Raw genomic sequence first — 24512 nt, forward strand, 5'->3', positions numbered from 1 at the left:
TTTAGAATGTGATTTTATAACTGTTTATTGCTGAATTAGAATATTTTAAATTATAGTGAATAAGATATCTGTCGGACTAGTCCATTCAACTTTGATTTGAGTGCCAACTGTAACACCCATTTTATTAAACCAATCGTTAAAAGCCTTTAGATTCCCTAGACCAGATAGGTTTTTTGCATAAGGATCATTTGCTTTATTGTTCCCCGAAGCTTTCACAATTCCTTGGAAATGTCCATCTGTAGATTGAGCTTTGAAAATATTTTGTCCTAGAATATCTTGACCTTGGGTCTGATTTGAATTGTAAATACCGAATTGGTGTGCATATTTACTTGGAATAGGAATATAACATTCTCCTGTAATCAGAGGACGTGAGTCTGTATAGCGATGGACTCCCCATCCAATATGTGTGGATTTCAATGATATAGTAAATTGGTTTCCTTGATGTGGCATAAGTTTATCTCCTTCTAAATATATTTATAAGAATATTATAATGCATTGTACAAAAAAATAGCTCATTTAGCTGCAATACTATGTATTTTTTGTTATACTATCTAAGTTAGATATTTTTAGAAAGCAGGTGCTTACATGACAAATTCTGTAAGTTCTCCACAGTCTGGGAAATATGCGATTGCAGCGTTTTTCTCGGGTGTTGGTGGAATTGAGTTGGGCTTTGAGCAGACCAACGAGTTCAGAGTGGTGTATGCCAATGAGTTTGATAAGTATGCGAGAATGACTTATCAGTTGAATTACCCCGATACATTTTTGGATGGGCGTGATATTCACGCGGTTGAGGCAGAGGAGATACCTTCTGAGACAGTCGATGTGATTGTCGGTGGTTTCCCCTGCCAAGCCTTTTCGATAGCGGGTTACCGTAAGGGATTTGAAGACGATCGGGGGGATTTGTTCTTTGAATTGCTTCGCATGATTGAAGCCAAGCGTCCGAAAGCTATTTTTGTGGAAAACGTGAAAAACATGGTTTCTCATGATCACGGAAATACCTTTAAAGTCATTCGTGAGGCTTTGACGGAGAACAATTATTTTATCAAGTGGAAAGTGCTAAACGGTAAAGATTACGGCAATATCCCTCAAAATCGTGAGCGGATTTACATTGTTGGTTTTGATAACAAGGAAGCTTATGACCTCTTTGAATTTCCAGAGGAAATCAAGCTGACAACTACTTTGCAAGATGTGATTGACTTTGGTGCAGATCCAACGGAAAATTATTACTACCGTGAAGGCAAGCAATCTTTCTACGAAGAATTAAAACATGCTGTAACCAGTCAAGATACGGTTTACCAATGGCGTCGTCAGTATGTTCGTGAGAATAAAAATGGGGTTGTACCAACCTTGACAGCCAATATGGGGACTGGTGGGCATAATGTTCCTCTGATTTTGACCGATAAGGGAGAGATTCGAAAACTCACGCCTAAAGAAACCTTCAATGTTCAAGGCTATCCAAAGACCTTCAAGATTCCTGAGAATGTCTCAAATGGGCAACTTTACAAGCAGGCTGGAAATAGCGTGGTTGTACCTGTGATTAAGCGGATTGCGGCAAACATCGCAACAGCTTTGAATCAGTCTACTGCCCCGTCAGCAGTAGAGCGAACTGGAGACGTTGCCATTATCTATACAAAGATGAATGGCCAATTTGAAGGACAGTCCTATGTGAGAGACTTTGTTGATACTTATGAGCAAGCCCTTGAAACAATAGAGGCTTATCAAGATGGTTTAGGAATCTTATCAGATGAGGAGTATCTCAGATTGGTTAAAAAAGGTGGCCATTTAGAGTTTTATAGCATTGCTTTTACGAATAAATAAGTATTAGAGGGATTAGTGAAAAACTAATCTCTTTTTGGTATACTAAAGAAGATAAAGTGAGGTAACGTTATGTGGGAAAATCTGAAAACGGAACAAAAGGAAAAATATCGGACCCTGATTACGAATTTTGCCAGTTTGAGTGAAGCTTTTTCGCAAAAAGCAGAGTTAGAAGATGGGAAAGAGGGATCAAACTATGTGGCTCCGATAGTAAACTCCAAGTTTCAAGAGACTGTTTTCCAGAAGGCTTTTCATGCAGTTGCAGAAGATATTGCCAATACTTCTTATGATGCGTCTGTTGTTGTAGATGATAACCACAAGTACCTTGTAGGGATTAAATCTTTTGGTATCAATTCTGGTGATCAGAAAGTTGCTCAGTTCAAGAAAGATTCTCAGTCATGGACGGATATTCTCAATGCCATTAAGTTCTATGCGGATATTGCCCCTGATAAGGAAACTGCTGATCGTGAGAACAAGGAACGTTATAAGGACTTAGCTGTTCGAATTGCCTTGCTTCGAAATCAACGCATTGCGTCTTCTAAGGCTCAAATCAAAGGATTTAAGTCAGATGATGTGTCGGTTGATTCGGTGTACCATGTTCTTATGCCAACGGCTAAAGGACAGTCACCTCAGATTTTTGTAGGAGAGACTTCTTATTTGCCGATTGAGATTGATAAGCTCGAAGTTCTAGGCTCTACAAGTCATAAAACACCGACCAATTTCCGCTTTACAGATGGGAATCATACCTATAAGTACACAGCAGCGGATAGCCAGCTTCACATGACCTTTAATAACAAAGAAATTGTTGTGGACCAATGGGATGTCAACTATATTGAGGATCCATTTTCGGTCTTTGAGCAGTTGCATTTATTAACAGGAACAAAAACAGAATCGGAGATTCTTGAAACAGTCTCATGGGTCATCACAGACAAGCATGGACATGTGGAAGAAAGTTCAGGTTTTAATGCTTTTGATGGTGGCTCGAAATTAGCAAAGAAAGACCGCATTGCTCGCATTGAAAAGATTCAAGACCACTTTAAAGATGAGTTGTCGTCTGAAGAGAGAGCCTATGTCACGGATGCACTTGAAGCGATTTTGTTGAAAAAATGGGCGACTAAAGAAGAAAAAGTAGAAATGAAAGCTCGTCGTTCGGAGCTACTTGCTTTTGCGAAGTCATCTGGCGTGAAAAACCTAGCCAAAGAAATTGAGAAATTGGTTTTCCGACCAGTTAGTGAAGTCTACATTCCATTGCCAGATTCTAAAAATTTCCACGACCAGAATCCCCATTTCTTTGGTGTCAATATTGGAACCTTCGAAAAAGGAAGCAAAAAACTGGCTCTGCCAAAGGAGAATCGCACCTTTGATTTGAAATTCTTGTCTTCTGGCGATGTGATCAAGGCCTATATCAATCAAGAAACTGGCAAGGCGATTCAATCAACGGAAAAACAAGATATTCTAGGAGAATGGATTTTGCGTGGGGTTTTCCAGTTGGAAGAACGTGAAGTCTTGACGGGCAAAAAGTTAGAAGAACTGCAAATCAACGGCATTCGCCTGAGCAAATTTAAAGATGGTGTTATAGGGATTGAATTTATTTGGATTGATGTTGATAATCCCCCACACGATGCGATTGGCTGGGTGGCTAAGAAGTAGTTCAATACTTTATCTGTTTGCTATAAAATATAACTTTCATGAAGTTATCAATAGAATTGAAGGGTTTGATATTTTCTGGCAAGATATATTCAAATCCCTTCTTTCTTCTGCTATAATAAACCTATCATATTCAAAATAACCTTCAAGGAGGAAGTAGCAATGGTACAGACTGGTTATGAGCCGAGTCGGAATGTGGAAGATTTTCATTTGGCGGCCTTTGCCTATTATGATGGTCTTGAGGTCGTGGATCAGTTGAAGATTGGGACCTATTTGGATTTGGTGGCGGAGCCGACCAATCCGTATGATTCAGAGGCTGTGGCCTTGTTTTACGAAGGGAAAAAGCTGGGCTATATTCCCAAGGATCGCAATACCTTGATCAGTCGGATGTTGTTTTACGGACACGGTGCTATCTTGGAGGCACGTGTTCAGATGGTGGATTTGACGGTGCATCCCGAGCGGCAATTGCGCGTGGTGGTCAAGTTTAAGGATAAGCGATAATAATCCTTTCTGCAGTTTCTAAACTTTTATATAAAAAAGCCTTCTTACAATTCACTTGTAAGAAGGTCTTTTCTTATTTTTTAGGGGTAAAAACCAGGTGTTCGTTGATGAAGGTGTCAAAACCTAATTGGCTGAGTTCTCGTCCGTATCCTGAATTTTTAATTCCACCGAATGGCAATTCTGGGAGAGAGGCCCAACCAGAATTGATAAAGGACATACCGGTCTCAATTTGAGAAGCGACGCGTGCGGCATGTTCTGGATCGCTGGAGAAGACTGTCCCACCGAGACCGTAACTGGAATCATTGGCTAAGGCAATAGCTTCTTCTTCGGTTTCAACTTTGTAGACGCTGGCCACAGGTCCGAAAATTTCTTGGTTATAGATTGGGTTGTCCTTGCTGATATCCGTTAGAATGGTTGGCATGACAAAGTTTCCTGGGTGGTCAATTGGTTCGTTTCCGTAAACGACCCGGGCTCCGTTGTCAACGGCCAGTTGGATTTGTTCTAGGACATCTTCCTTGGCTCCTGCAGAGGAGAGTGGGGCAAGGGTGGTATCTGGATCCATTGGGTCTCCCCATTTGGCGTTTTTGAAGCCTTCTGTCAATAATTCTAGAAAGGCATCGTACTGGTTGGCCATGACGATAAAGCGTTTGGATGAGGTACAAACCTGTCCTGCATTGTAGAGGCGGACATCAGGAATGACGGTTTTGAGTTCTTCCCAATCCGCATCTTCTAAAATGAGAAAGGCATCATTTCCTCCAAGCTCTAGAGAGGATTTTTTCAAATTTTTTCCTGCTTCAGCAGCGATAGAAGCCCCGCCTCGTTCTGAGCCTGTCAAACACACGCCGGTAACCCGTGGATCGGCGATGATATCTGAAATTTGGTCGTAGCTGGCAAATAAGTTTTTGTAGGCTCCGTCAGCAATTCCTGCTTCAGCCACTAAATCTTCAAATACCTGGGCAGATCCTGGACAAATGGAAGCATGTTTTAGGACCATGGTGTTTCCGATCATGAAGTTGGGAGCGAAGACACGCATGATTTGGTAAAATGGGAAATTCCAAGGCTCAACGGCTAATAGAACTCCTGTTGCTTGTTTGAGGTAGTAGGCTTCTCCAGCATCTGTTTCTATTGGAACTGGTTTGAGGAATTCCTCTGCCTTTTCAGCATAGTAGTCCGCAATCATGGCACATAGCTTGATTTCGCCTTGGGCTTCTTTAAAGAGTTTGCCCATGTCCTTGGTCATGATTTCAGCATACTTGTCACAGTCTCTTCGAAGGATATCTGCTACAGTATGTAGTTGCTCTTTGCGTTCTTGGAGTTTGTCTTCTTGGCGCCACGTTTTGTAGAGTTGATGAGCGGTCTCAAGGGCTTTGTCAATTGCTTGGTCGGAACAATTGTCATAAGTCTGTAAGACTTCATTGGTAAAAGGGTAAGTTGTTTGATAGGCCATCAGTTATCCTCCTTTGATGTAGTATTTCTATTCTACCATTTTTTAGGAAGCGTTTTCAAATAAAAACTGTCAAATTCGTCAAGAAGCTTTTGAAACGATGTTCGATTCACATTTGTTGGTTTTGCCTTTAACATGCTCTTTTTCATTGATGTTGATTTATGCTATACTGGTAGAAGTGAGGCTGGTTGAACATGTAAGGAGACGAGATGAAGACAATTGAGGAAGTGGTTTTTCAGGGAAAGCAGGTCAACTGGACATCCTTGGAAACTTTTGGTTTTGTGCTGGAAGAAGGGAAACACGTATACAGAAGCTCCTTGATGAAAGGGCAATTTGAGGTGGTCATCAGGCTTGAACAAGAGGGTCGAGTTGCGGGGCAAATCATTGATAAGGATTTGGGTGAAGAGTATACGGCCTTTCGGCTGCCCCGGGTGACAGGGGCCTTTGTGGGAGAGGTGCGAGAAAGTTACCAAGAGCTTTTGGAGCAGATTGCGGTGGCTTGTTTTAATACGGTTGGCTTATCTTCTCCACAGGGGCAAGCCTTGGTACATCGGATTCGAGAGGACTTTGGCGATAAGGGCGCGCAGCCTTTTGAGAAATTTCCGGATATCTACGCCTTTCGCAATCCAGTCAATGACAAGTGGTATGCGCTAGCTTTGACCATTGAACGTAAAAAATTAGACCTGAGACAGGAAGTCTGGTCCAAGGAGCAAAAGGAAGAAAAAGTGGAGGTGCTCAATGTCAAGGTGGTGCCAGAGCAAGTGGAGAGGTTGACGCAGAAGCGGGGGATTTATCCAAGCTACCACATGAACAAGAAGCATTGGGTGACAGTGGTCTTGGACGGTTCCTTGTCGGATGAGGACACCTGGGATTTGGTTGTGACGAGTAGAGGCTTAGTGGCTGGGAAATCGCGCAAAGGAAGCAGTCAATTAGAGTGGTGGGTCATTCCTGCTAATCCTAAGCTATATGATATTGATGCGGATTTTGCTCGGAGCCCAATTATGGATTGGCCGCAAAAAGCCAGTATTCAAGCAGGCGACTTTGTGGTCATTTATATGACAGCTCCCATTCGGGCTCTTCGCTACCTTTGTGCAGTGGAAGAGGGGATAATGCCCAAACAGATGCGCTTACGCTTGCTGGCAGTCTTTGGTGATGCGGAGTTTCCCATTGCTTTCTTGCAGGAAAAGGGCCTAAAGACCGTTCGTGGGCCCAGACGCTTGCCAGATGAGCTGGTCAAAGTACTTCAGAAGAAAATAAACAGTTAATCACAGTGTAAAAACGGGGGGAATTTGTTAATCAAAATCCCCCTTTTTTCTAGCTTTTTGTTATAATGAAAGCTATGAGAATTGTTTCTGGAAATTATGGTGGGCGTCCACTCAAAACTCTTGATGGAAAAACAACGAGACCGACTTCGGACAAGGTTCGGGGAGCCATGTTTAATATGATTGGTCCTTACTTTGATGGCGGACGGGTCTTGGATCTCTATGCAGGCAGTGGTGGTCTGGCCATCGAGGCGGTATCGCGTGGTATGGATGAGGCAGTTTTGGTGGAAAAAGACCGAAAGGCCCAGGCCATTGTGCAGGAAAACATCACCATGACCAAGGAGAGCCACAAGTTTCAATTGCTCAAGATGGAAGACAAGCAGGCTCTGGGTCAGCTACATGGCACGTTTGATCTGGTCTTTTTGGACCCGCCTTATGCCAAGGAAGAAATCGTTGGCGTCATCGAGGAGCTTTGTCAGCGGAACTTGCTGGCGGAAGAGGTCATGGTGGTCTGTGAGACGGATAAGGCAGTTGATTTGCCAGAAGAAATTGCAGAGCTGGGTATCTGGAAACAAAAGGTTTACGGCATAAGCAAAGTAACGGTTTATGTTCGTTGAGCGAGCTGAGAAGAAAGTGAAAAGCATGAAAAAAATTGGACTGTTTACAGGCTCTTTTGATCCCATTACCTTGGGGCATTTGGATTTAATCAAGCGGGCTCAAGGCTTGTTTGACCATTTTTATGTGGGTCTCTTTTACAACCCTCACAAGCAGGGCTTGTTGAGTTTGGAAGAGCGGCGAGCGATTTTAGAAGAGACCTTTGCAGGGTATGACAATGTGTCCATTATTGTCTCGACAGATGAATTGGCGGTTGATGTGGCGCGTCACTATGGGGTGACCCATATGGTACGGGGCTTACGTAATGGTCATGACTTGGAATACGAAGCGAGTTTGGATTATTTTAACCACCGTTTGGCACCAGAGGTAGAGACTATTTACCTCTTGGCAAATGCTGGTTACCAACACATCTCATCTAGTCGCATGAGGGAGTTGATTTATTTCAAACAAGATATCTCGGATTATGTACCGGAATCGGTGGTGAAGGAGTTAGAAAAACGTGAAAACAAGTAAAAAAATAGGATTGATTGCAGGAATTGTCTTGGCTACCATTGCCCTTTGGGCTTCGGTTATAGTGCCACTTCCTTATTATATTGAAAGTCCAGGTGGAGCATCAGATATCCGTGAAGTATTGACCGTCAACAACGAGGGAGATACAGAAGATGGATCTTATAATTTTGTTTATGTTCAAGTGTTTAAGCCGACACTGATACAGTTATTGGCGGCGAAATTTGACAAACATGTGGACATTTACACGGAAGAGGAAATGACGGGTGGCTCTTCTAATGATGATTATTTTCGAATCAGTCAATTTTACATGGAAACTTCACAAAATTTAGCCAAGTACCAAGGATTGTCATTGGCTGGAAAAGATGTGGATATGGACTTTTTTGGGGTTTACGTTCTCAGTGTGGCAGATGATTCGACCTTTAAGGGGGTCTTAAACATCGCCGATACCGTAACCAGTATCAATGGCAAGACCTTTGAAAGCTCTGCGGACTTAATCAAGTATGTTAGCGGGTTAAAATTGGGCTCAAACGTCACAGTTGGCTACCAGACTCTGGGGCAAAAGGAAACGGCTGATGGTCAAATTATCAAACTAGATAATGGGAAAAATGGGATTGGCATTGGCTTGGTTGACCATACAGAAGTCAAAACGGATATTCCGATTGATTTCCAAACAGCCAATATCGGCGGACCAAGCGCGGGTCTCATGTTTACCTTGGCTATTTATACCCAGCTGGCGGATCCTGATTTGCGGGCGGGTCGTGATATTGCAGGAACGGGAACCATTGAACAAGATGGTTCTGTTGGGGATATCGGTGGCGTCGACAAGAAGGTGATTTCAGCTGCCAAGGCAGGTGCGACGGTATTCTTTGCACCAAATAATCCTGTTGACAAAGAAATTTTGAAAGAAAATCCGGAAGCTCTCAGTAATTACGATGAGGCTGTTCAAACGGTTAAAGAAGAGGGATTAGACATTGAAGTGGTCCCTGTTAAAAATGTCAAAGATGCGATTGCCTATCTTGAAAAAACCAAGGAATGACATTTCCTTGGTTTTTAAAGTGACTGAAAATTTTCAGATTTGGTCCTTTCATAGAAAAAATGGGCAGAATGCGGTATAATGAAAAGAACAGTATGTTTTAGAAAAGGATCGTAGATGAAGAAAGAAGTTTCTCCAGAATTATACAATTACAATAAATTTCCTGGCCCAGCCTTTGCCTTGGTTGGAGACAAGGTGGTTTCAGAAGGGATTGAATTGCGCCTCGTGGACAATTACAAGGAAGCTTTTGACCAAACCATTTTTGGCCAACGTTTTTCCCAACTCATGCTAAAATTTGATTATATTGTCGGTGATTGGGGCAATGAGCAGTTGCGGTTAAAGGGATTTTACAAGGACGATAAGGAAGTGGCGTCTGATTTGAAAATTGGCCGCTTGGACGATTATTTGACGGAGTTTTGTAACTTTGGCTGTGCTTATTTTGTCTTGGAAAATGACAATCCGCAGGAAATGCCAGCTGAGCCAGAAGAAAAACCACGCCGCAAACGGAATCGCTCTCGAAACAACCGCAAACCGCAAGGCGAGCGCAGAGGGCAAGACCAAACCAGAAAGAAAGAAACTGGTAAGGAAAATAGCAGTCCAAGCTTTAAGAAAAAGCGTCGTTTAGATAGGTCAAAACCATCTGAAAAACCAAAACCAGCAGAACAGAAGAAAACCAAGCAAGACAAGCCAGCTCAAGCTACGAAGCGCAGCTTTGTCATACGACAGAAACAGGAGTAAACATGAAACCATCGATTTATGGCCTGACCCGCAAGCAGTTGACCGATTGGGTCCAAGAAGTGGGGGAAAAGAAATTTCGGGCCACTCAGATTTGGGAATGGCTTTACCAAAAACGGGTTGAATCCTTTGAAGAAATGACCAATTTGTCAAAAGGATTTATTGAGAAGTTGACAGAGACCTATGCCTTTAATCCCTTGAAACAACGAATTGTTCAAGAATCAAAAGATGGCACGGTCAAGTACCTCTTTGAATTGCCAGATGGCATGCTGATTGAGACTGTCTTGATGCGCCAGCACTATGGCTTGTCTGTCTGTGTGACCACTCAGGTTGGGTGCAATATTGGTTGTACCTTCTGTGCTTCTGGTTTGATTCCCAAACAGCGGGATTTGACTAGCGGAGAGATCGTTGCCCAAATCATGTTGGTGCAAAAGTATTTTGATGACCGCAACCAGGGCGAGCGTGTCAGTCACATTGTTGTTATGGGGATTGGTGAGCCTTTGGACAATTATGACAATGTCATGTCTTTCCTACGTACGGTCAATGATGACAAGGGGTTAGCGATTGGAGCCCGCCATATTACGGTATCAACTTCTGGCTTGGCACCAAAAATCCGCGAATTTGCCCGTGAAGGCGTCCAGGTCAATCTTGCGGTATCGCTCCATGCTCCAAATAATGACATTCGCTCTAGCATTATGCGGATTAACCGCCGTTACCCGATTGAAGAATTGTTTGCGGCCATTGAAGACTACATCGAGGTGACCAATCGACGGGTAACCTTTGAATACATCATGCTCAATGAAGTCAATGATGCGGTGGAACAAGCCCAAGAATTAGCGGATTTGACCAAGAAAATCCGAAAATTGTCCTATGTCAATCTCATTCCTTATAACCCTGTTTCTGAGCACGACCAATACAGCCGTTCGACGCCAGAAAGGGTAGCGGCCTTCTATGACCGCCTCAAGAAAAATGGTGTTAACTGTGTTGTGCGGCAAGAACATGGTACCGATATCGATGCGGCCTGTGGGCAATTGCGTTCCAACACCATGAAACGGGACCGGGCCGCAGCGCGTGCCAAGATTGTGGCAGCCAAAGCCAAGGCTGGTATCGTGGAGTTGCAACCGTGATGACCGACTGGTTGGAGACAAACGGAGAATTGGGGAAGAAGGGAAAACTAGTGATGAACGCCCTGGTTCGACTCTATCTAGTAGCAATTGGCCTCATGTGCTTTTTGCCCCAGTGGGTCTTTCCCAATCCCAAGGAAACGCCGACGCCTGGCATTATCCAAATCGGTCGCTTTTACCTCTTACCCACCCCCTTTAACACCTTGGTCAACGGGGATAAGATTGATAGCTTTTCCGATTTGTTCTGGGTCGTCTTGCAAAACGTCAGTAATGTCTTTCTTCTCTATCCCTTGGTACTGGGGCTCTTATTTCTTAAACCAAGTTGGAGAAATTGGAAGATTGTTTTACGTAACAGCTTTTTCATGAGCCTGTTTATCGAGTGTACGCAGTTGCTACTGGATGGGCTCTTTGATGCCCAACGGGTCTTTGAAATCGACGACCTCTGGACCAATAGTTTGGGAGGGTTGTTGGCTTTTTGGACCTATCTCCTTCTGCAAAAATACCTAAAAGGAAAACCTGCTTGATTGTTTCAAGCAGGTTTTTGGTTGTCGTAATCTTCTTTTAAAATGGCATAGGAAACTAAGTCGACCAAGGTGCCCTTTAAGAGGACAGCTTGGCGGAAGGTTCCTTCGTAGTGGAGGCCGGCTTTTTGAATGACACGGCCAGAAGCGGCGTTTTCTTTGGCATGACCGATTACAACCCGGTTGACTTCCACCTCATCAAAGAGAAAGGCTAAGGCTCGCTTGAGCGCTTCTGTCATGAGTCCTTGTCCCCAATAATCCTTGCTTAAAATATAGCCAATTTCAACAGCTTCGGTTTTGGGATTCAAAGAGACAACGGATAAGTCACCAATCAACTCATCTGGTTTTTCTTTAAAGGCGATCCCCCAGCGGTAGCTGTTGGGATCAGTGTAGGAATCAATCCATTCCTGAATCAGTTCCTCGGTGAAATCTGGACTGGTGTGGGCAGACCAAGGGACGTATTGGATATTGTCTGTGCGGGAGGCCCAGTTGCGGTACATGGCAGCAGCATCCTCTATGCGAAAGGGTCTAAGTAAAATGCGGTCTGCTTCTAGTGTCTGGATACCGATTTCTTTCATCGTATTCACCTCCAAATTTTTTAAGAACTAGTATACAAAATGGAGCGGGAAAAAGCAAGGGGATATAGGGAGTTTTTGATTATTTCCAAAAATCATCAAAAACGGTGATAGGCAGGTGACGTTTGTGTTGGCCTTTTTTCCACCAGTTTTCAATGGTTGTCTGCGCTTCAATAGAAACGGCCTTGCCTTCTAAGTAATCATCAATTTCTTGGTAGCTGACTCCGAGTGCCACTTCATCAGCAAGACCTGGCCGCTCTTCTTCTAGGTCCGCAATGGGGATTTTTTCATAGAGGGCTGGGTCTGCTCCCAAGGTTTTCAGCAGCAGTTTTCCTTGGCGCTTGTTGAGGCGAAAGAGGGGAAGGATGTCGGCCGCCCCATCTCCAAACTTGGTGAAAAAGCCGGTTAAGTTTTCAGCGGCGTGGTCCGTACCAATGACAGCACCAGCTGTTTGTCCGGCAATGGCATACTGGGTGATCATGCGTTGGCGGGCCTTGATATTGCCCTTGTTGAAATCAGAAATGGCTAATCCGGCATCTGTTAGGGCTTGCACTTGGCCATCCACAGCGGATTTGATGTTAACGGTAAGGACTTGGTCTGCTGCGATAAAGTCTAGGGCTTTTTGGGCATCGACTTCATCTGCTTGAATGCCGTAAGGCAGGCGGACGGCGATGAATTGGTAGTCTTCCTGTCCCGTTTCTGCCCGTAATTCTTCCATGGCCAGTTGGGCAAGCCGGCCGGCCAGCGTCGAATCTTGCCCGCCTGAGATACCCAGCACATAAGACTTTAGAAAGGGATGTTTTTTCATATAGTCTTTTAAGAGATCGATGGAGCGGCGGATTTCTTCTTGCGGGTCAATGCTTGGCTTGGTGCCCTGGTAAGCAATGATGTCTTCTTGTAAACTCATGCTTGACCTCCTTTTTCTTTGACTTCTTTTCGAATGTGGTCAATCAAGGCCATCTTATTGTCCCAGACATCCTTGGCCAAATCAACAGGGTAGTCTTGCGGGTTCAAGACGCGTTTGTATTCATCCCATAATTTCTCGCGTTCGTTTTTGGCGTAAGCCTGAATGTCCTGCAAATTTGGTAGGTTGTAGACAAGATGCCCCTTGTCAAAAATTGGGACTAGGAGAGGGATGGCATCAAAATCGGAAACGGTTTTGTTGATGTAGGTGTAGGTTGGATGGAACATGAAAATTTCCTCCATCTCTGCAACATTGGCATCTGAAAAGGTAATATAGTCCCCTTCGGATTTGCCTTTTTCTCGGCTAGTGATGCGCCAAACTTGCTTCTTGCCTGGGGTGGAGACTTTTTCAGCATTGTTGGACAACTTGATGGTGTCTTCCATGATGCCGTCCGCATTTTCAATGGAAACAATCTTGTAAACGGCACCGAGTGCGGGTTGGTCATAGGCGGTGATGAGTTTGGTTCCGACGCCCCAGACATCAATTTTGGCTTTTTGCATTTTTAGGTTGAGAATGGTGTCTTCATCCAAGTCGTTAGAGGCATAGATTTTAGCCTCTGTGAATCCAGCATCATCTAATTGTTGGCGAACTTTTTTAGAGAGGTAGGCCAAGTCTCCGGAGTCGAGGCGAACTCCTAAGAAGTTAATCTTGTCTCCCATTTCCTTGGCAACTCGAATGGCTGTTGGCACTCCCACTTTCAGGGTATCATAGGTATCGACCAAAAAGACACAATTTTTATGGGTCTTGGCATAGGCCATAAAGGCATCGTAGTCGTTTCCGTAGGCTTGGACCAAGGCATGGGCATGGGTACCTGAAATAGGGATGTCAAACAGTTTTCCAGCCCGGACATTTGAGGTCGCATTGGCCCCACCGATAACGGCTGCGCGTGTTCCCCAGATGGCCGCGTCCATTTCCTGGGCACGGCGTGTTCCAAATTCCAGTAAGGGCTCGTCATCAATGACGGTCCGAATCCGTGCGGCCTTGGTAGCAATCAGGGTCTGAAAGTTGATGATATTGAGCAGGGCCGTCTCCACCAATTGGCACTGGCCAAGCGGGCCTTCAATTTGGACGATAGGCTCATTTGCAAACACCAAGTCTCCTTCTTTGGCGGATCTAACCGTTAACTCCATCTTCAGATTTTTCAGGTAGTCTAAAAAGTCTTCTTTGTAACCTTGTTGGGCCAAGTAGGCCAAATCGGTTTCGGTAAAGCGTAGGTTTTCTAAATAGCGGACCAGTCGTTCTAGACCGGCAAACACAGCATAGCCGTTTTTGAAAGGGATTTTTCGAAAGTAGACTTCAAACACGGCATTCTTTTGGTGGATTCCTTGTTCAAAGTAGACCTGCATCATGTTGATTTGGTAAAGGTCTGTGTGTAATGTGAAACTATCGTCTTGGTACATCATTTTCTCCTTTATATTGACAATAGTATAGCATACTTTTGTTCAAAACGTTATGGTTATCACAAACAAGTTTCAAAACCTGCCTTTCTCCATATTATCAGTTTTTTTGTAAGCGGTTAAATTTTTTGATAAGACAAAGTTTCTAGTTTTGTATATAATAAAAGAGAAGAAAAGAAACCGCTTTCTATTTAGCGGTAAAATACTATTCATAGGAGGACGACTATGTCGACAGAAGAAAAATACATTATGGCCATTGACCAGGGAACAACCAGCTCTCGGGCCATCATCTTTAACAAAAAAGGTGAAAAAGTAGCGAGCAGCCAAAAGGAATTTCCACAAATTTTCCCACAAGCAGGCTGGGTAGAACACAATGCCAATCAGATTTGGAATTCTGTTCAATCGGTTATTGCTGGTGCTTTTATTGAAAGTAGCATCAAGCCAGGTCAAATTGAAGCAATCGGGATTACCAACCAACGGGAAACAACTGTTGTTTGGGACAAAAAAACAGGTCTTCCGATTTACAATGCCATTGTTTGGCAATCTCGCCAAACCGCTCCATTGGCGGATCAGTTGAAAAAAGATGGCTATGTTGATTTCTTCCATGAAAAGACAGGTCTTGTGATTGACGCTTATTTCTCTGCAACGAAGGTTCGTTGGATTTTGGACCAAGTTCCAGGAGCACAAGAACGAGCTGAAAAAGGGGAATTGCTCTTTGGTACCATTGATACTTGGTTGGTTTGGAAATTAACAGACGGAGCCGTGCATGTGACGGACTATTCAAACGCTGCCAGAACAATGCTCTATAACATCAAAGAACTCAAATGGGATGACGAAATTTTAGAGCTGTTGAATATTCCAAAAGTCATGTTACCAGAAGTGAAATCCAACTCTGAAGTCTATGGTAAGACAGCACCGTTCCATTTCTATGGAGGAGAAGTGCCGATCTCTGGGATGGCCGGTGACCAACAAGCAGCCCTCTTTGGTCAGTTAGCTTTTGAACCAGGCATGGTGAAAAATACCTACGGTACAGGTTCCTTCATCATCATGAATACTGGTGAAGAAGTGCAACTATCTGAAAACAATCTCTTGACCACTATCGGTTATGGTATCAATGGTAAAGTCTACTACGCCCTAGAAGGATCAATCTTTATTGCAGGAAGTGCGATTCAATGGTTGCGTGATGGACTTCGGATGATTGAAACCTCTCCAGAATCAGAAGGGTTAGCAGAAGCCTCTCAATCTGATGATGAAGTCTATGTTGTACCTGCCTTTACGGGACTTGGTGCACCTTATTGGAATTCAAATGCTAGAGGATCTGTCTTTGGGCTCACTCGTGGAACCAGTAAGGAAGACTTTGTTAAAGCAACGCTTCAATCCATTGCCTACCAAGTACGTGATGTTATTGACACCATGAAGATTGATTCTGGCATTGATATTCCGCAACTCCGTGTCGATGGTGGAGCAGCGATGAACAACCTCCTTATGCAGTTTCAAGCAGACATCTTGGGAATTGATATTGCCCGTGCGAAAAACTTAGAAACAACCGCACTTGGTGCTGCTTTCTTAGCCGGTTTGTCAGTTGGCTACTGGAAAGATTTGGAAGAAATCAAAGAACTAAACGAAACAGGTCAACTCTTTACACCAAGTATGAATGAATCCCGTAAAGAAAAACTCTACAAAGGTTGGAAGAAAGCTGTTAAGGCAACCCAAGTCTTTGCAGAAGAAGATGAAGAATAGTCAAGAAGCTCTTAGAAAGAGGCAATTATGAAGTTTTCAAAAGAGACAAGGGCTCTCTCCCTTGAAAAAATGAAAGAATGCACCTTAGACCTCCTCATTATTGGAGGAGGGATTACGGGTGCAGGTGTCGCCTTGCAAGCTGCAGCTAGTGGCCTTGAAACGGGGTTGATTGAGATGCAGGACTTTGCAGAAGGAACCAGTAGTCGTTCAACCAAGTTGGTGCATGGTGGTCTGCGTTACCTCAAGCATTTTGATGTAGAAGTTGTTTCGGATACTGTTTCAGAACGAGCGGTTGTGCAGCAAATTGCACCCCATATTCCAAAACCAGATCCAATGCTTCTACCGGTCTATGATGAAGAAGGCTCAACCTTTAATTTATTCCGCTTGAAAGTGGCCATGGATCTCTATGACCTCCTTGCTGGTGTCAACAACACTCCTGCTGCCAACAAACTCTTGACAGCCAAGGAAGTATTGGAACGCCAACCAGACCTAAAAGAAGAAGGCTTGCTGGGTGGAGGCGTCTATCTTGACTTCCGTAACAACGATGCGCGTCTTGTGATTGAAAATATCAAGCGGGCCAATCGAGACGGAGCCTTGATTGCCAGTCATGTGAAAGCAGAAGGCTTCCTCTATGATGAAAAAGGCAAAATAAATGGTGTCTTGGCAACTGATTTGTTGACAGGTGAGCAACTCGACATTCATGCCCGTGCAGTGATCAATACAACTGGACCATGGAGTGATGAGGTCAGAAACCTGTCTCGTGACGGTCAACCGATTCACCAATTACGGCCAACTAAAGGGGTACACTTGGTAGTGGACAATACTAGATTAAAGGTGTCTCAACCTGTTTACTTCGATACTGGTCTTGGTGATGGTCGGATGATCTTTGTTCTTCCACGTGAAGACAAGACCTACTTTGGTACCACAGATACCGATTACACAGGTGATTTGGCCAACCCACAAGTCACACAAGAAGATGTGGATTACCTCTTGAAAGTGGTGAACAACCGTTTCCCAAACGCTGGGTTAACCATGGATGATATTGAATCCAGCTGGGCTGGTCTTCGTCCGCTCCTTTCAGGCAATGGCGCTTCTGATTACAACGGCGGTAACAGCGGTAAGATTAGTGATGACAGTTTTGAGAGCTTGATTGACACGGTAAAAGGTTATTTGGAAAAAGATAAATCTCGTTCGGATGTGGAACAAGCTGTGACCCACTTGCAATCTAGCACGTCTGAACAAACCTTGGATCCGTCCTCTGTCTCTCGAGGTAGTAGCTTTGAGCGAGACGACAATGGCCTTTGGACGCTTGCAGGTGGTAAGATTACAGACTTCCGTAAGATGGCTGAAGGGGCCTTGGAGAAAATCATACCAAGCCTAGCAGAAGAGCACGATCGTCATTTCAAATTGATTAACTCGAAAACCTACCCTGTATCTGGTGGAGAAATCAATCCAGCCAATGTTGATTCAGAAATCGATGCTTATGCTCATTTAGGAACACTTAGCGGTCTTTCGATGGATGATGCTCGCTACTTGGCAAATCTTTATGGCTCGAATGCTCCAAAAGTATATGCCTTGGCCCGTACCGTTGAAAAAGCAGAAGGATTATCCCTTAGAGAAACCCTATCGCTTCATTACGCCATGGAATTTGAAATGGCCTTGAGCCCAGTGGATTTCTTCCTTCGAAGAACCAATCATATCCTCTTCAAACGCGATGGTGTGAATGAGCTCATTCAACCAGTTATTGCTGAAATGGCTCGTCACTATGGTTGGTCAGAAGAAGAAACAGCAAACAAAACAACAGAACTGGATCAGGCATTGAAAGCCAATGATCTCAGTCATTTGAAATAATAAAGAAAAAAGGAGAATACAATGTCAAATGCAGTTTTAGGAGAATTTTTAGGGACAGCTTTACTTGTCCTACTTGGTAACGGTGTTGTTGCAGGTGTGGTATTGGATAAAACTAAAAACAACAACGCAGGATGGATTGTTATTACGATGGGATGGGGCTTAGCAGTAGCCATGGCAGCCTTTGTATCTGGTCTATTGGGGCCAGCTCACCTCAACCCAGCTGTTACTCTTGCCTTTGTCTTTAAAGGAGATTTAGCTCTTGGAGAAGGGCTTGCCTATATTGCAGTTCAAGTTATCGGTGCCATGTTGGGTTCACTCTTGGTTTACCTCATGTTCAAACCACACTATGATGTGACAGAAGATACAGCTGGTGTGCTTGGAACATTTGCAACTGGACCAGCTTTACGTGATACTGTATCAAACTTGATTAGTGAAATTATCGGTACATTTGTTCTTGTCCTAGCTATCTTGGCTTTTGGTCATTACGATATGCCAGTTGGTCTTGGTACAATTGCTGTCGGTCTCTTAGTTATCAGTATCGGTTTGTCACTTGGTGGAACAACAGGTTATGCGATTAACCCAGCCCGTGACTTTGGTCCTCGTTTGCTTCATGCCCTTCTTCCTTTGAAACACAAAGGAGATTCTGACTGGGGCTATGCTTGGATTCCAGTTGTTGGGCCAATCATTGGTGGTCTATTAGCTGTCCTTGCAGCTGGTGCATTCTTTAACTAAAAGTGTGTCAGTAGGGTTTCAATCAATTATTGAAATTCCGAACATTTAAAAAAAATGATAAAAAAAGGTTGCGAAAGCGACCTTTTTCTGTTACCATAAAAAATGCAGTTAAGATTGCGAACGAGAGAGGCGAGTTTTACTTTGCCAAACTTATTGCTGTTTTTATAAACGGTGGCTGACTAGCAGTAGTCAAAATCCAAGCCATTGTGAAAGAAACAGGTTTGATGTAGTAGAGGGGCTTCGCGCCCATTGAAGAGATAGCTTTTGCTATCGACTCAAATTTTTTATAACGTAATGGCAACCATTGCGCTTGTGAAAACGATTGGTAAGAGTAGTAAAAGTAAGACATGCTATATAGACTCTAACGTTCTACACTAATAAGATGATGACACCGGGCTTGCTGGCCAATAGGTGCGCCTTTTTAGCAGATGAAAACCGATATTCTCCAAGTGTGCCTTGCCATGCTTGGTTTTTTTGTGTTCAGGAAGGAGAAGTTGTGGGAAATCAAGACAGAATGCCGATTGTAGAGGCCTTAAAAGAGCTGAAACAAAGACGGGTCGTGCCTTTTGATGTGCCGGGCCATAAACGAGGACGCTCGAGTAGAGAGTTGACCAATTTTTTAGGAGAACAAGCTGTCTCTATGGATGCCAATTCCATGAAGATGTTGGATAACTTAGGCCATCCAGTATCTGTCATCAAAGAAGCAGAAGAGTTGGCCGCAGAGGCCTTCGGTGCCAAGCACGCCTTCTTTATGGTCAACGGGACAACCGGTGCGGTGCAAAATATGATTTTTGCGACCATCAAGGCAGGAGACAAGGTCATCTTACCCCGCAATGTCCATAAATCCGTTATCAATGCCTTGGTCATGTGCGGAGGCCTGCCAGTTTATGTGGCATCACCCTTGCAGGTTGATTTAGAAATCTCGACAGGGATGCCATTGGCAGAGCTAGAAAAAACGATCCTCGAACACCCTGATGCCAAGGCAGTCTTGGTCAATAACCCTACCTACTATGGCATTTGTTCAGACCTTCGTCGTATTGTCGAGTTGGCTCATAGCCATGGCCTTTTGGTCTTAGCAGATGAAGCACACGGCGCCCACCTTTACTTTGGTAAAGGTCTCCCCATTTCAGGAATGGCAGCAGGCGCTGATATGGCCGCAGTCAGCATGCACAAGTCAGGGGGGTCTCTGACCCAGTCGTCTTTTCTCCTTGTCAACAATGAGGTCAATCCTGAATATGTCCGCCAGATTATCAACCTGACCCAGACGACCAGCGCCAGCTATTTGCTCATGTCTAGTTTGGACTTGGCTCGCCGCAACCTGGTTATCAATGGAGAAGACATCTTTAACACGGTCCAGCGTTTGGCCCAGTACGCCAGAGATGAGATCAATGAGATTGGCGATTACTATGCCTACTCGACAGAAATCATTGACCGCGAAGGCATTTATGATTTTGACACGACCAAACTCTGTATCAAGACGACGGATCTCGGTCTAACAGGGATTGAAGTATACGATCTGCTGCGCGATGAGTACAATATTCAGGTGGAATTTGGCGATACAGCCAATATCCTCGCTTATATTTCAGTCGGAGACCGCATTCATGATATCGAACGCTTGGTGAGTGCCCTCTCTGAAATTCGTCGCCGCTTCAAGAGGGAGAAAAAAGGTCTCCTCATCTTTGACATTGCAAAGACAGATGTCATCATCTCTCCACAAGAAGCTTTCTTTGCTGAAAAAGTCAGCCTACCGCTTGCTGATAGTCAGGGCCATATCTCTGGGGAAATGGTCATGTGCTACCCGCCGGGGATTCCGATTGTAGCACCAGGAGAGCTAATCACGGCAGAGGTAGTCGAGCACATCCAGTATGCCAAGGACAAGGGCTGTTTCCTGATGGGAACGGAAGATGCTGACGTTAACCACATCAATGTGGTCCAACGCGACCAGGCCTAAAGAAAGGAAGAAAACATGGATTTATGGTTTTCAGAATACCACCAAGATGGCGTCAAACTCTCCATCAATGTGGAAAAAGAAGTGTACAGCGAACACAGTGAGTACCAACACATCGCGGTACTAGAGTCCAAGGAATACGGACGGATTTTGGCCTTAGATGGCGAATTGATTACAACCGAAAAAGACGAATCCTTTTACAGTGAAATGGTGGTCCATGTCCCGCTGAATACAAAGGCAGACATTAAGTCCGTCCTTGTCATCGGTGGCTTAGATGGTGGTGTTTTGACTGAGTTGGAAAAATACCCAACCATCGAGAGTATCGACGTGGTTGAGCTGGACCAACGGGCGGTAGAAGTCTGCCAAGAATACCTACCCCAAAGCAAGCTGGCCTTTCAGGATGAGCGGGTCGACCTCTATATCCAGGACGCCCTTAAATTTGTCCGCCGCAAGGAAAATGCCTATGATCTGATAATCGTCGATTCGGCCAATCCTTTTGGACTTAACGAGAGTCTTTTTACCAGGGAATTTTACGGCAATTGCTATAATGCCTTGACGGCTGATGGCATCCTGATCAACCAGCATGCCAATGGTTTTTACCAGGAAGACGTGACGGCCCTTCGCCACATCAGTGATCGCCTCAAGGCTGTATTCCCAGTCAACACGGCCTACTTTACCAGCGTGCCAAGCTATGCTGCAGGCTACCTCTTGGTCGGTTTTTCGTCCAAAGGGATTACCCCTGAGGAGAGCACAGGCCTGGCGGGGCAATTTGACATCCAGACCCAGTATTACAATGACCAAATTCACCGCGGGGCTTTTTACCTGCCCAACTATATCAAGGAGATGTTAACCAGTGAAACCTAATGTAACCACCTTTATCGGCTGTGAAGCCAGCTATGACGAGAGCAAGATGGTCCTTTTCGGTGCTCCCTATGACAGCACGACCTCTTTTCGTCCAGGAACCCGCTTTGCCAGCACGGCTATTCGCAATGAAAGCTTTGGTATCGAGACTTACAGTCCCTACCAAGACAAGGATTTAGAAGACATTGCAGTCTTTGATGCAGGGGATTTGGAATTGCCATTTGGTAATACCGTCGAGACCCTTCGCCAATTGGAAGAGCAGGTTGCGACTATTGCAGGAGATGGCAAGCTGCCGATCATGATTGGGGGCGAGCACTCTATCACCGCTGGTCCAGTTAAGGCCATGTTGGCCAAATACCCTGACCTGCATTTGATTCAGTTTGACGCCCATACAGATCTCCGAGAAGACTATCTGGGTGTCCGTGAATCCCATGCCAGTGTCATCAAACGTTGTTGGGATATGATGGGGGATGGCCGTATCTTCCAATTCGGGATCCGTTCGGGTCAAAAGGAAGAATTTGAATGGGCCAAAGAGCACACTCATCTCCAAAAATTCAACTTTGACGGTTTGGATGAAGTGGTTGAGCAGCTCAAAGGAAAGCCAGTCTATTTTACCCTTGATTTGGATGTTTTGGATCCGTCAGAATTTCCTGGGACTGGCACACCAGAAGCCGGAGGCGTTCGCTTTACCGAGCTCATGGCTGCCATTGAAAAAATCAGCCAACTCAACATCGTCGCAGCAGACATGAACGAGCTCTGCCCCATTTATGACCAATCAGGCCAATCCACTGCCCTGGCCTGCAAGCTTTTGCGTGAAATCATGCTCTATCTCTACAAATAGAGAGAACAGAAAGGAAAGAAAATGAGTAAAGCCCTTATTATCGGAGCTGGCGGGGTTGCCAGCGTAACGGTTCACAAATGTGTTCAAAACTACAAGGTATTCGAGGAAATCTGTATTGCCTCACGGACCAAGTCCAAATGCGATGCCTTGAAAGAAAAATTAGATGGCCAAGGTTGCAAGATTTCAACAGCCCAAGTGGACGCTGACAACGTGGACGAATTGATCGCTTTGATCAACGACTTCCAACCAGACATCGTCATCAACTTGGCCCTTCCTTACCAAGATTTGACCATCATGGATGCTTGCTTGGCGACCAAGACTCACTACCTTGACACGGCCAACTACGAGCCTGAAGACACAGCTAAGTTTGAATACAAGTGGCAATGGGACTATAAAAAACGCTTTGAAGAAGCAGGGATTACTGCTATCCTCGGATCTGGTTTTGACCCAGGGGTGACGGGTGTCTTCTCAGCCTATGCTCAAAAACACTACTTCGATGAAATCAACTACATCGATATCTTGGACTGTAACGGTGGCGATCATGGCTACCCGTTTGCAACCAACTTCAACCCTGAAATCAATATCCGCGAAGTCTCTGCCAATGGCCGTTACTGGGAAAATGGTGAGTGGGTTGAGACCCAGCCAATGGAAATCAAACGTGTTTATGACTTTGACCAAGTGGGCGAGAAGGACATGTACCTCCTGTACCATGAAGAGTTGGAATCTCTGGCTCAAAACATCAAGGGCATCAAGCGTATCCGCTTCTTCATGACCTTTGGTCAATCCTACTTGACCCACCTCAAGTGCTTGGAAAATGTCGGCATGACCTCGATCGAGCCAATCATGTATGAAGGCAAGGAAATCATTCCACTCCAATTCTTAAAAGCGGTGCTCCCAGACCCAGCTAGCTTGGGGCCAAGAACCGTTGGGAAAACCAATATCGGCTGTATCTTCCAAGGGAAGAAAGACGGTAAGGACGTGACCTACTATGTCTACAATGTCTGTGACCACCAAGAATGTTACGCTGAAGTTGGTTCACAAGCCATCTCATACACCACAGGTGTACCAGCCATGATTGGTGCCATGTTGGTGTTAAATGGCCAGTGGCAAAAACCAGGCGTCTTCAACGTGGAAGAGTTGGATCCAGATCCATTCATGGAAGCCTTGAACGAGTGGGGCTTGCCATGGCAAGAAGACTTTAACCCTGTCTTGGTGGACTAGATGACAGAGGCGACAATTAAATGGTCGGTTGACAAGGTCCCGACCCCAGCCTTTGTGGTTGAAGAAAACTTGCTCCGCAAAAACTTGGAAATCTTGGCCCGAGTTAAAGAAGAAACTGGCTGCAAGATTCTCTTGGCGCAAAAAGCCTTTTCCATGTTTCACTTTTACCCCCTAATCGCTGAGTACCTTGACGGGACAACAGCCAGTGGCATTCACGAAGCAAGACTAGGCTACGAAGAATTTGGCGGAGAGACCCATGTCTTCTCCCCAGCCTATCGCCCAGAGGAAATCGAGGAGTTACTTCCGATCTGTGATCACTTGGTCTTTAATTCCTTTAGCCAGTGGCATCGTTACAAGGATCAGGTCCTAGCCAGTGGCAAATCGGCTGGTCTTAGGGTCAATCCAGAGTGTTCGACCCAAGACGACCATGCCATCTATGACCCGTGTTCGCCAGGTTCTCGCTTAGGAATTCTAGATAGCCAATTTGAGGGCGAAGATTTATCAGGGCTGGATGGCCTGCATTTCCATACCCTCTGTGAGCAAAACTCTGATGATTTGGTGACGACCCTCAAGGCTGTCGAAGCCAAGTTTGGAAAGTACTTGTCACAAATGAAATGGCTCAACTTTGGAGGTGGTCATCACATCAGCCGTGAGGATTATGATGTGGACCTCTTGGTTTCAGAAGTCAAACGCATCAAGGAAACCTATGGTGTTGAAGTCTACATCGAGCCAGGAGAAGCCATCGCTTTAAATGCTGGCTACTTGGTCGCTCAAGTATTGGATATCACGGAAAACCGTGGCGTCTTCAATGCTATCCTTGACACGTCAGCGACCTGCCACATGCCAGATGTGCTTGAGATGCCCTACCGTCCGCATATCATCGGCACTGGAGAGGCTAATGAGAAGGCTTATACCTATCGCCTGGGTGGCCCGACTTGCCTAGCAGGGGACCACATTGGGGAGTATAGCTTTGACCAACCTTTGGAAATTGGCAGCCGTTTGATTTTCTGCGACATGGCCATCTACTCTATGGTCAAGACCAATACCTTTAACGGCATGCCGCTGGCTTCAATTATGGCCGCGGATGCTCAAAACAACTTGACCCTGGTCAAGTCCTTTGGCTACCTTGATTTCAAGGAACGCTTGTCTTAAAAAGAGACTGATAAAGAAAAATG

General features: G+C 44.8%; 23 protein-coding genes. 18 read left to right on the top strand and 5 right to left on the bottom strand.

Annotated features, from left to right (window positions below; genetic code table 11):
- Positions 1–45 precede the first annotated feature (45 nt).
- The gene (locus tag ACVR1I_RS07980; RefSeq protein WP_447443494.1) at positions 46–450 is read right to left on the bottom strand and encodes a hypothetical protein; all 405 of its coding nucleotides are present in this window, start codon (positions 448–450) and stop codon (positions 46–48) included.
- Between the two features lie 135 nt (positions 451–585).
- Between ACVR1I_RS07980 and ACVR1I_RS07985 the strand changes: the two genes are divergently transcribed.
- The 3 genes from ACVR1I_RS07985 to ACVR1I_RS07995 all read left to right on the top strand — a co-directional run bounded on the left by ACVR1I_RS07985 (position 586) and on the right by ACVR1I_RS07995 (position 3963).
- Complete coding sequence (locus ACVR1I_RS07985) at positions 586–1818, top strand: DNA cytosine methyltransferase (RefSeq protein ID WP_447443495.1); 1233 nt, start codon at positions 586–588, stop codon at positions 1816–1818.
- 69 nt (positions 1819–1887) lie between these two features.
- Positions 1888–3465: a hypothetical protein gene (locus tag ACVR1I_RS07990; RefSeq protein ID WP_447443496.1), complete on the top strand. Its 1578-nt coding sequence runs from the start codon at positions 1888–1890 to the stop codon at positions 3463–3465.
- 159 nt (positions 3466–3624) lie between these two features.
- The gene (locus tag ACVR1I_RS07995; protein ID WP_447443497.1) at positions 3625–3963 is read left to right on the top strand and encodes an HIRAN domain-containing protein; all 339 of its coding nucleotides are present in this window, start codon (positions 3625–3627) and stop codon (positions 3961–3963) included.
- Positions 3964–4036: 73 nt separating this feature from the next.
- Here ACVR1I_RS07995 and ACVR1I_RS08000 read toward each other — a convergent pair whose 3' ends face one another.
- Positions 4037–5410, bottom strand: a complete 1374-nt coding sequence (locus ACVR1I_RS08000; protein WP_447443498.1) for an NAD-dependent succinate-semialdehyde dehydrogenase — start codon at positions 5408–5410, stop codon at positions 4037–4039.
- A gap of 206 nt (positions 5411–5616) precedes the next feature.
- Here ACVR1I_RS08000 and ACVR1I_RS08005 point away from each other — a divergent pair, with 206 nt between their 5' ends.
- The 7 genes from ACVR1I_RS08005 to ACVR1I_RS08035 all read left to right on the top strand — a co-directional run bounded on the left by ACVR1I_RS08005 (position 5617) and on the right by ACVR1I_RS08035 (position 11210).
- On the top strand, positions 5617–6672 hold the full coding sequence (locus ACVR1I_RS08005; RefSeq protein ID WP_447443499.1) for an MmcQ/YjbR family DNA-binding protein: 1056 nt from the start codon (positions 5617–5619) through the stop codon (positions 6670–6672).
- Positions 6673–6746: 74 nt separating this feature from the next.
- On the top strand, positions 6747–7286 hold the full coding sequence (rsmD, locus tag ACVR1I_RS08010; protein ID WP_447443500.1) for a 16S rRNA (guanine(966)-N(2))-methyltransferase RsmD: 540 nt from the start codon (positions 6747–6749) through the stop codon (positions 7284–7286).
- Positions 7287–7311: 25 nt separating this feature from the next.
- A complete protein-coding gene (gene coaD, locus ACVR1I_RS08015; RefSeq protein ID WP_447443501.1) occupies positions 7312–7797 on the top strand; it encodes a pantetheine-phosphate adenylyltransferase in 486 nt (161 codons plus the stop codon).
- Positions 7784–8830 (top strand): SepM family pheromone-processing serine protease, encoded by a 1047-nt coding sequence (locus ACVR1I_RS08020; protein WP_447443502.1) that lies wholly within the window; start codon positions 7784–7786, stop codon positions 8828–8830. The genes coaD and ACVR1I_RS08020 overlap by 14 nt, the downstream gene beginning before the upstream one ends.
- 114 nt (positions 8831–8944) lie before the next feature.
- Positions 8945–9565, top strand: coding sequence for a YutD family protein (locus tag ACVR1I_RS08025; protein ID WP_447443503.1), 621 nt, complete (start codon positions 8945–8947; stop codon positions 9563–9565).
- A 2-nt stretch (positions 9566–9567) separates the two neighbouring features.
- Positions 9568–10689 (top strand): dual-specificity RNA methyltransferase RlmN, encoded by a 1122-nt coding sequence (gene rlmN, locus ACVR1I_RS08030; protein ID WP_447443504.1) that lies wholly within the window; start codon positions 9568–9570, stop codon positions 10687–10689.
- Positions 10689–11210 carry a VanZ family protein gene (locus ACVR1I_RS08035; RefSeq protein ID WP_447443505.1) on the top strand — a complete coding sequence of 174 codons (522 nt, stop codon included), beginning with the start codon at positions 10689–10691 and terminating at the stop codon, positions 11208–11210. The genes rlmN and ACVR1I_RS08035 overlap by 1 nt, the downstream gene beginning before the upstream one ends.
- Before the next feature lie 5 nt (positions 11211–11215).
- Here ACVR1I_RS08035 and ACVR1I_RS08040 read toward each other — a convergent pair whose 3' ends face one another.
- The 3 genes from ACVR1I_RS08040 to ACVR1I_RS08050 form a co-directional block, all read right to left on the bottom strand.
- Positions 11216–11785, bottom strand: a complete 570-nt coding sequence (locus ACVR1I_RS08040) for a GNAT family N-acetyltransferase (protein ID WP_447443506.1) — start codon at positions 11783–11785, stop codon at positions 11216–11218.
- Between the two features lie 79 nt (positions 11786–11864).
- Positions 11865–12689, bottom strand: coding sequence for an NAD(+) synthase (nadE, locus tag ACVR1I_RS08045; protein ID WP_447443507.1), 825 nt, complete (start codon positions 12687–12689; stop codon positions 11865–11867).
- Positions 12686–14146: a nicotinate phosphoribosyltransferase gene (locus ACVR1I_RS08050; protein WP_447443508.1), complete on the bottom strand. Its 1461-nt coding sequence runs from the start codon at positions 14144–14146 to the stop codon at positions 12686–12688. Before ACVR1I_RS08050 ends, nadE begins: the two co-directional genes overlap by 4 nt.
- Before the next feature lie 222 nt (positions 14147–14368).
- On the opposite strand from ACVR1I_RS08050, the gene glpK reads away from it, so the two are divergent.
- The 8 genes from glpK (at position 14369) to nspC (ending at position 24489) form a co-directional block, all read left to right on the top strand.
- Positions 14369–15883 (top strand): glycerol kinase GlpK, encoded by a 1515-nt coding sequence (gene glpK, locus ACVR1I_RS08055; protein ID WP_447443509.1) that lies wholly within the window; start codon positions 14369–14371, stop codon positions 15881–15883.
- Positions 15884–15910: 27 nt separating this feature from the next.
- Complete coding sequence (gene glpO, locus ACVR1I_RS08060) at positions 15911–17734, top strand: type 1 glycerol-3-phosphate oxidase (RefSeq protein WP_447443510.1); 1824 nt, start codon at positions 15911–15913, stop codon at positions 17732–17734.
- Between the two features lie 21 nt (positions 17735–17755).
- The gene (locus ACVR1I_RS08065; protein WP_447443511.1) at positions 17756–18466 is read left to right on the top strand and encodes an MIP/aquaporin family protein; all 711 of its coding nucleotides are present in this window, start codon (positions 17756–17758) and stop codon (positions 18464–18466) included.
- 514 nt (positions 18467–18980) lie between these two features.
- Positions 18981–20417: an aminotransferase class I/II-fold pyridoxal phosphate-dependent enzyme gene (locus tag ACVR1I_RS08070; protein ID WP_447443653.1), complete on the top strand. Its 1437-nt coding sequence runs from the start codon at positions 18981–18983 to the stop codon at positions 20415–20417.
- 15 nt (positions 20418–20432) lie between these two features.
- On the top strand, positions 20433–21278 hold the full coding sequence (gene speE, locus ACVR1I_RS08075) for a polyamine aminopropyltransferase (RefSeq protein ID WP_447443512.1): 846 nt from the start codon (positions 20433–20435) through the stop codon (positions 21276–21278).
- Positions 21268–22116, top strand: a complete 849-nt coding sequence (gene speB, locus ACVR1I_RS08080) for an agmatinase (RefSeq protein WP_447443513.1) — start codon at positions 21268–21270, stop codon at positions 22114–22116. Before speE ends, speB begins: the two co-directional genes overlap by 11 nt.
- Before the next feature lie 21 nt (positions 22117–22137).
- Positions 22138–23337 carry a saccharopine dehydrogenase family protein gene (locus ACVR1I_RS08085; protein WP_307121873.1) on the top strand — a complete coding sequence of 400 codons (1200 nt, stop codon included), beginning with the start codon at positions 22138–22140 and terminating at the stop codon, positions 23335–23337.
- Positions 23338–24489 (top strand): carboxynorspermidine decarboxylase, encoded by a 1152-nt coding sequence (gene nspC, locus ACVR1I_RS08090; RefSeq protein ID WP_447443514.1) that lies wholly within the window; start codon positions 23338–23340, stop codon positions 24487–24489.
- Positions 24490–24512: the final 23 nt, after the last annotated feature.

The organism is Streptococcus cameli, from assembly GCF_053207365.1.

Bases quoted from the DNA above. Each gene is read 5' to 3' on its own strand.
- ACVR1I_RS07980 (WP_447443494.1), bottom strand. From the start codon at position 450: ATGCCACATCAAGGAAACCAATTTACTATATCATTGAAATCCACACAT.
- ACVR1I_RS07985 (WP_447443495.1), top strand. From the start codon at position 586: ATGACAAATTCTGTAAGTTCTCCACAGTCTGGGAAATATGCGATTGCA.
- ACVR1I_RS07990 (WP_447443496.1), top strand. From the start codon at position 1,888: ATGTGGGAAAATCTGAAAACGGAACAAAAGGAAAAATATCGGACCCTG.
- ACVR1I_RS07995 (WP_447443497.1), top strand. From the start codon at position 3,625: ATGGTACAGACTGGTTATGAGCCGAGTCGGAATGTGGAAGATTTTCAT.
- ACVR1I_RS08000 (WP_447443498.1), bottom strand. From the start codon at position 5,410: ATGGCCTATCAAACAACTTACCCTTTTACCAATGAAGTCTTACAGACT.
- ACVR1I_RS08005 (WP_447443499.1), top strand. From the start codon at position 5,617: ATGAAGACAATTGAGGAAGTGGTTTTTCAGGGAAAGCAGGTCAACTGG.
- rsmD (WP_447443500.1), top strand. From the start codon at position 6,747: ATGAGAATTGTTTCTGGAAATTATGGTGGGCGTCCACTCAAAACTCTT.
- coaD (WP_447443501.1), top strand. From the start codon at position 7,312: ATGAAAAAAATTGGACTGTTTACAGGCTCTTTTGATCCCATTACCTTG.
- ACVR1I_RS08025 (WP_447443503.1), top strand. From the start codon at position 8,945: ATGAAGAAAGAAGTTTCTCCAGAATTATACAATTACAATAAATTTCCT.
- rlmN (WP_447443504.1), top strand. From the start codon at position 9,568: ATGAAACCATCGATTTATGGCCTGACCCGCAAGCAGTTGACCGATTGG.
- ACVR1I_RS08035 (WP_447443505.1), top strand. From the start codon at position 10,689: ATGACCGACTGGTTGGAGACAAACGGAGAATTGGGGAAGAAGGGAAAA.
- ACVR1I_RS08040 (WP_447443506.1), bottom strand. From the start codon at position 11,785: ATGAAAGAAATCGGTATCCAGACACTAGAAGCAGACCGCATTTTACTT.
- nadE (WP_447443507.1), bottom strand. From the start codon at position 12,689: ATGAGTTTACAAGAAGACATCATTGCTTACCAGGGCACCAAGCCAAGC.
- ACVR1I_RS08050 (WP_447443508.1), bottom strand. From the start codon at position 14,146: ATGTACCAAGACGATAGTTTCACATTACACACAGACCTTTACCAAATC.
- glpK (WP_447443509.1), top strand. From the start codon at position 14,369: ATGTCGACAGAAGAAAAATACATTATGGCCATTGACCAGGGAACAACC.
- glpO (WP_447443510.1), top strand. From the start codon at position 15,911: ATGAAGTTTTCAAAAGAGACAAGGGCTCTCTCCCTTGAAAAAATGAAA.
- ACVR1I_RS08065 (WP_447443511.1), top strand. From the start codon at position 17,756: ATGTCAAATGCAGTTTTAGGAGAATTTTTAGGGACAGCTTTACTTGTC.
- ACVR1I_RS08070 (WP_447443653.1), top strand. From the start codon at position 18,981: ATGCCGATTGTAGAGGCCTTAAAAGAGCTGAAACAAAGACGGGTCGTG.
- speE (WP_447443512.1), top strand. From the start codon at position 20,433: ATGGATTTATGGTTTTCAGAATACCACCAAGATGGCGTCAAACTCTCC.
- ACVR1I_RS08085 (WP_307121873.1), top strand. From the start codon at position 22,138: ATGAGTAAAGCCCTTATTATCGGAGCTGGCGGGGTTGCCAGCGTAACG.
- nspC (WP_447443514.1), top strand. From the start codon at position 23,338: ATGACAGAGGCGACAATTAAATGGTCGGTTGACAAGGTCCCGACCCCA.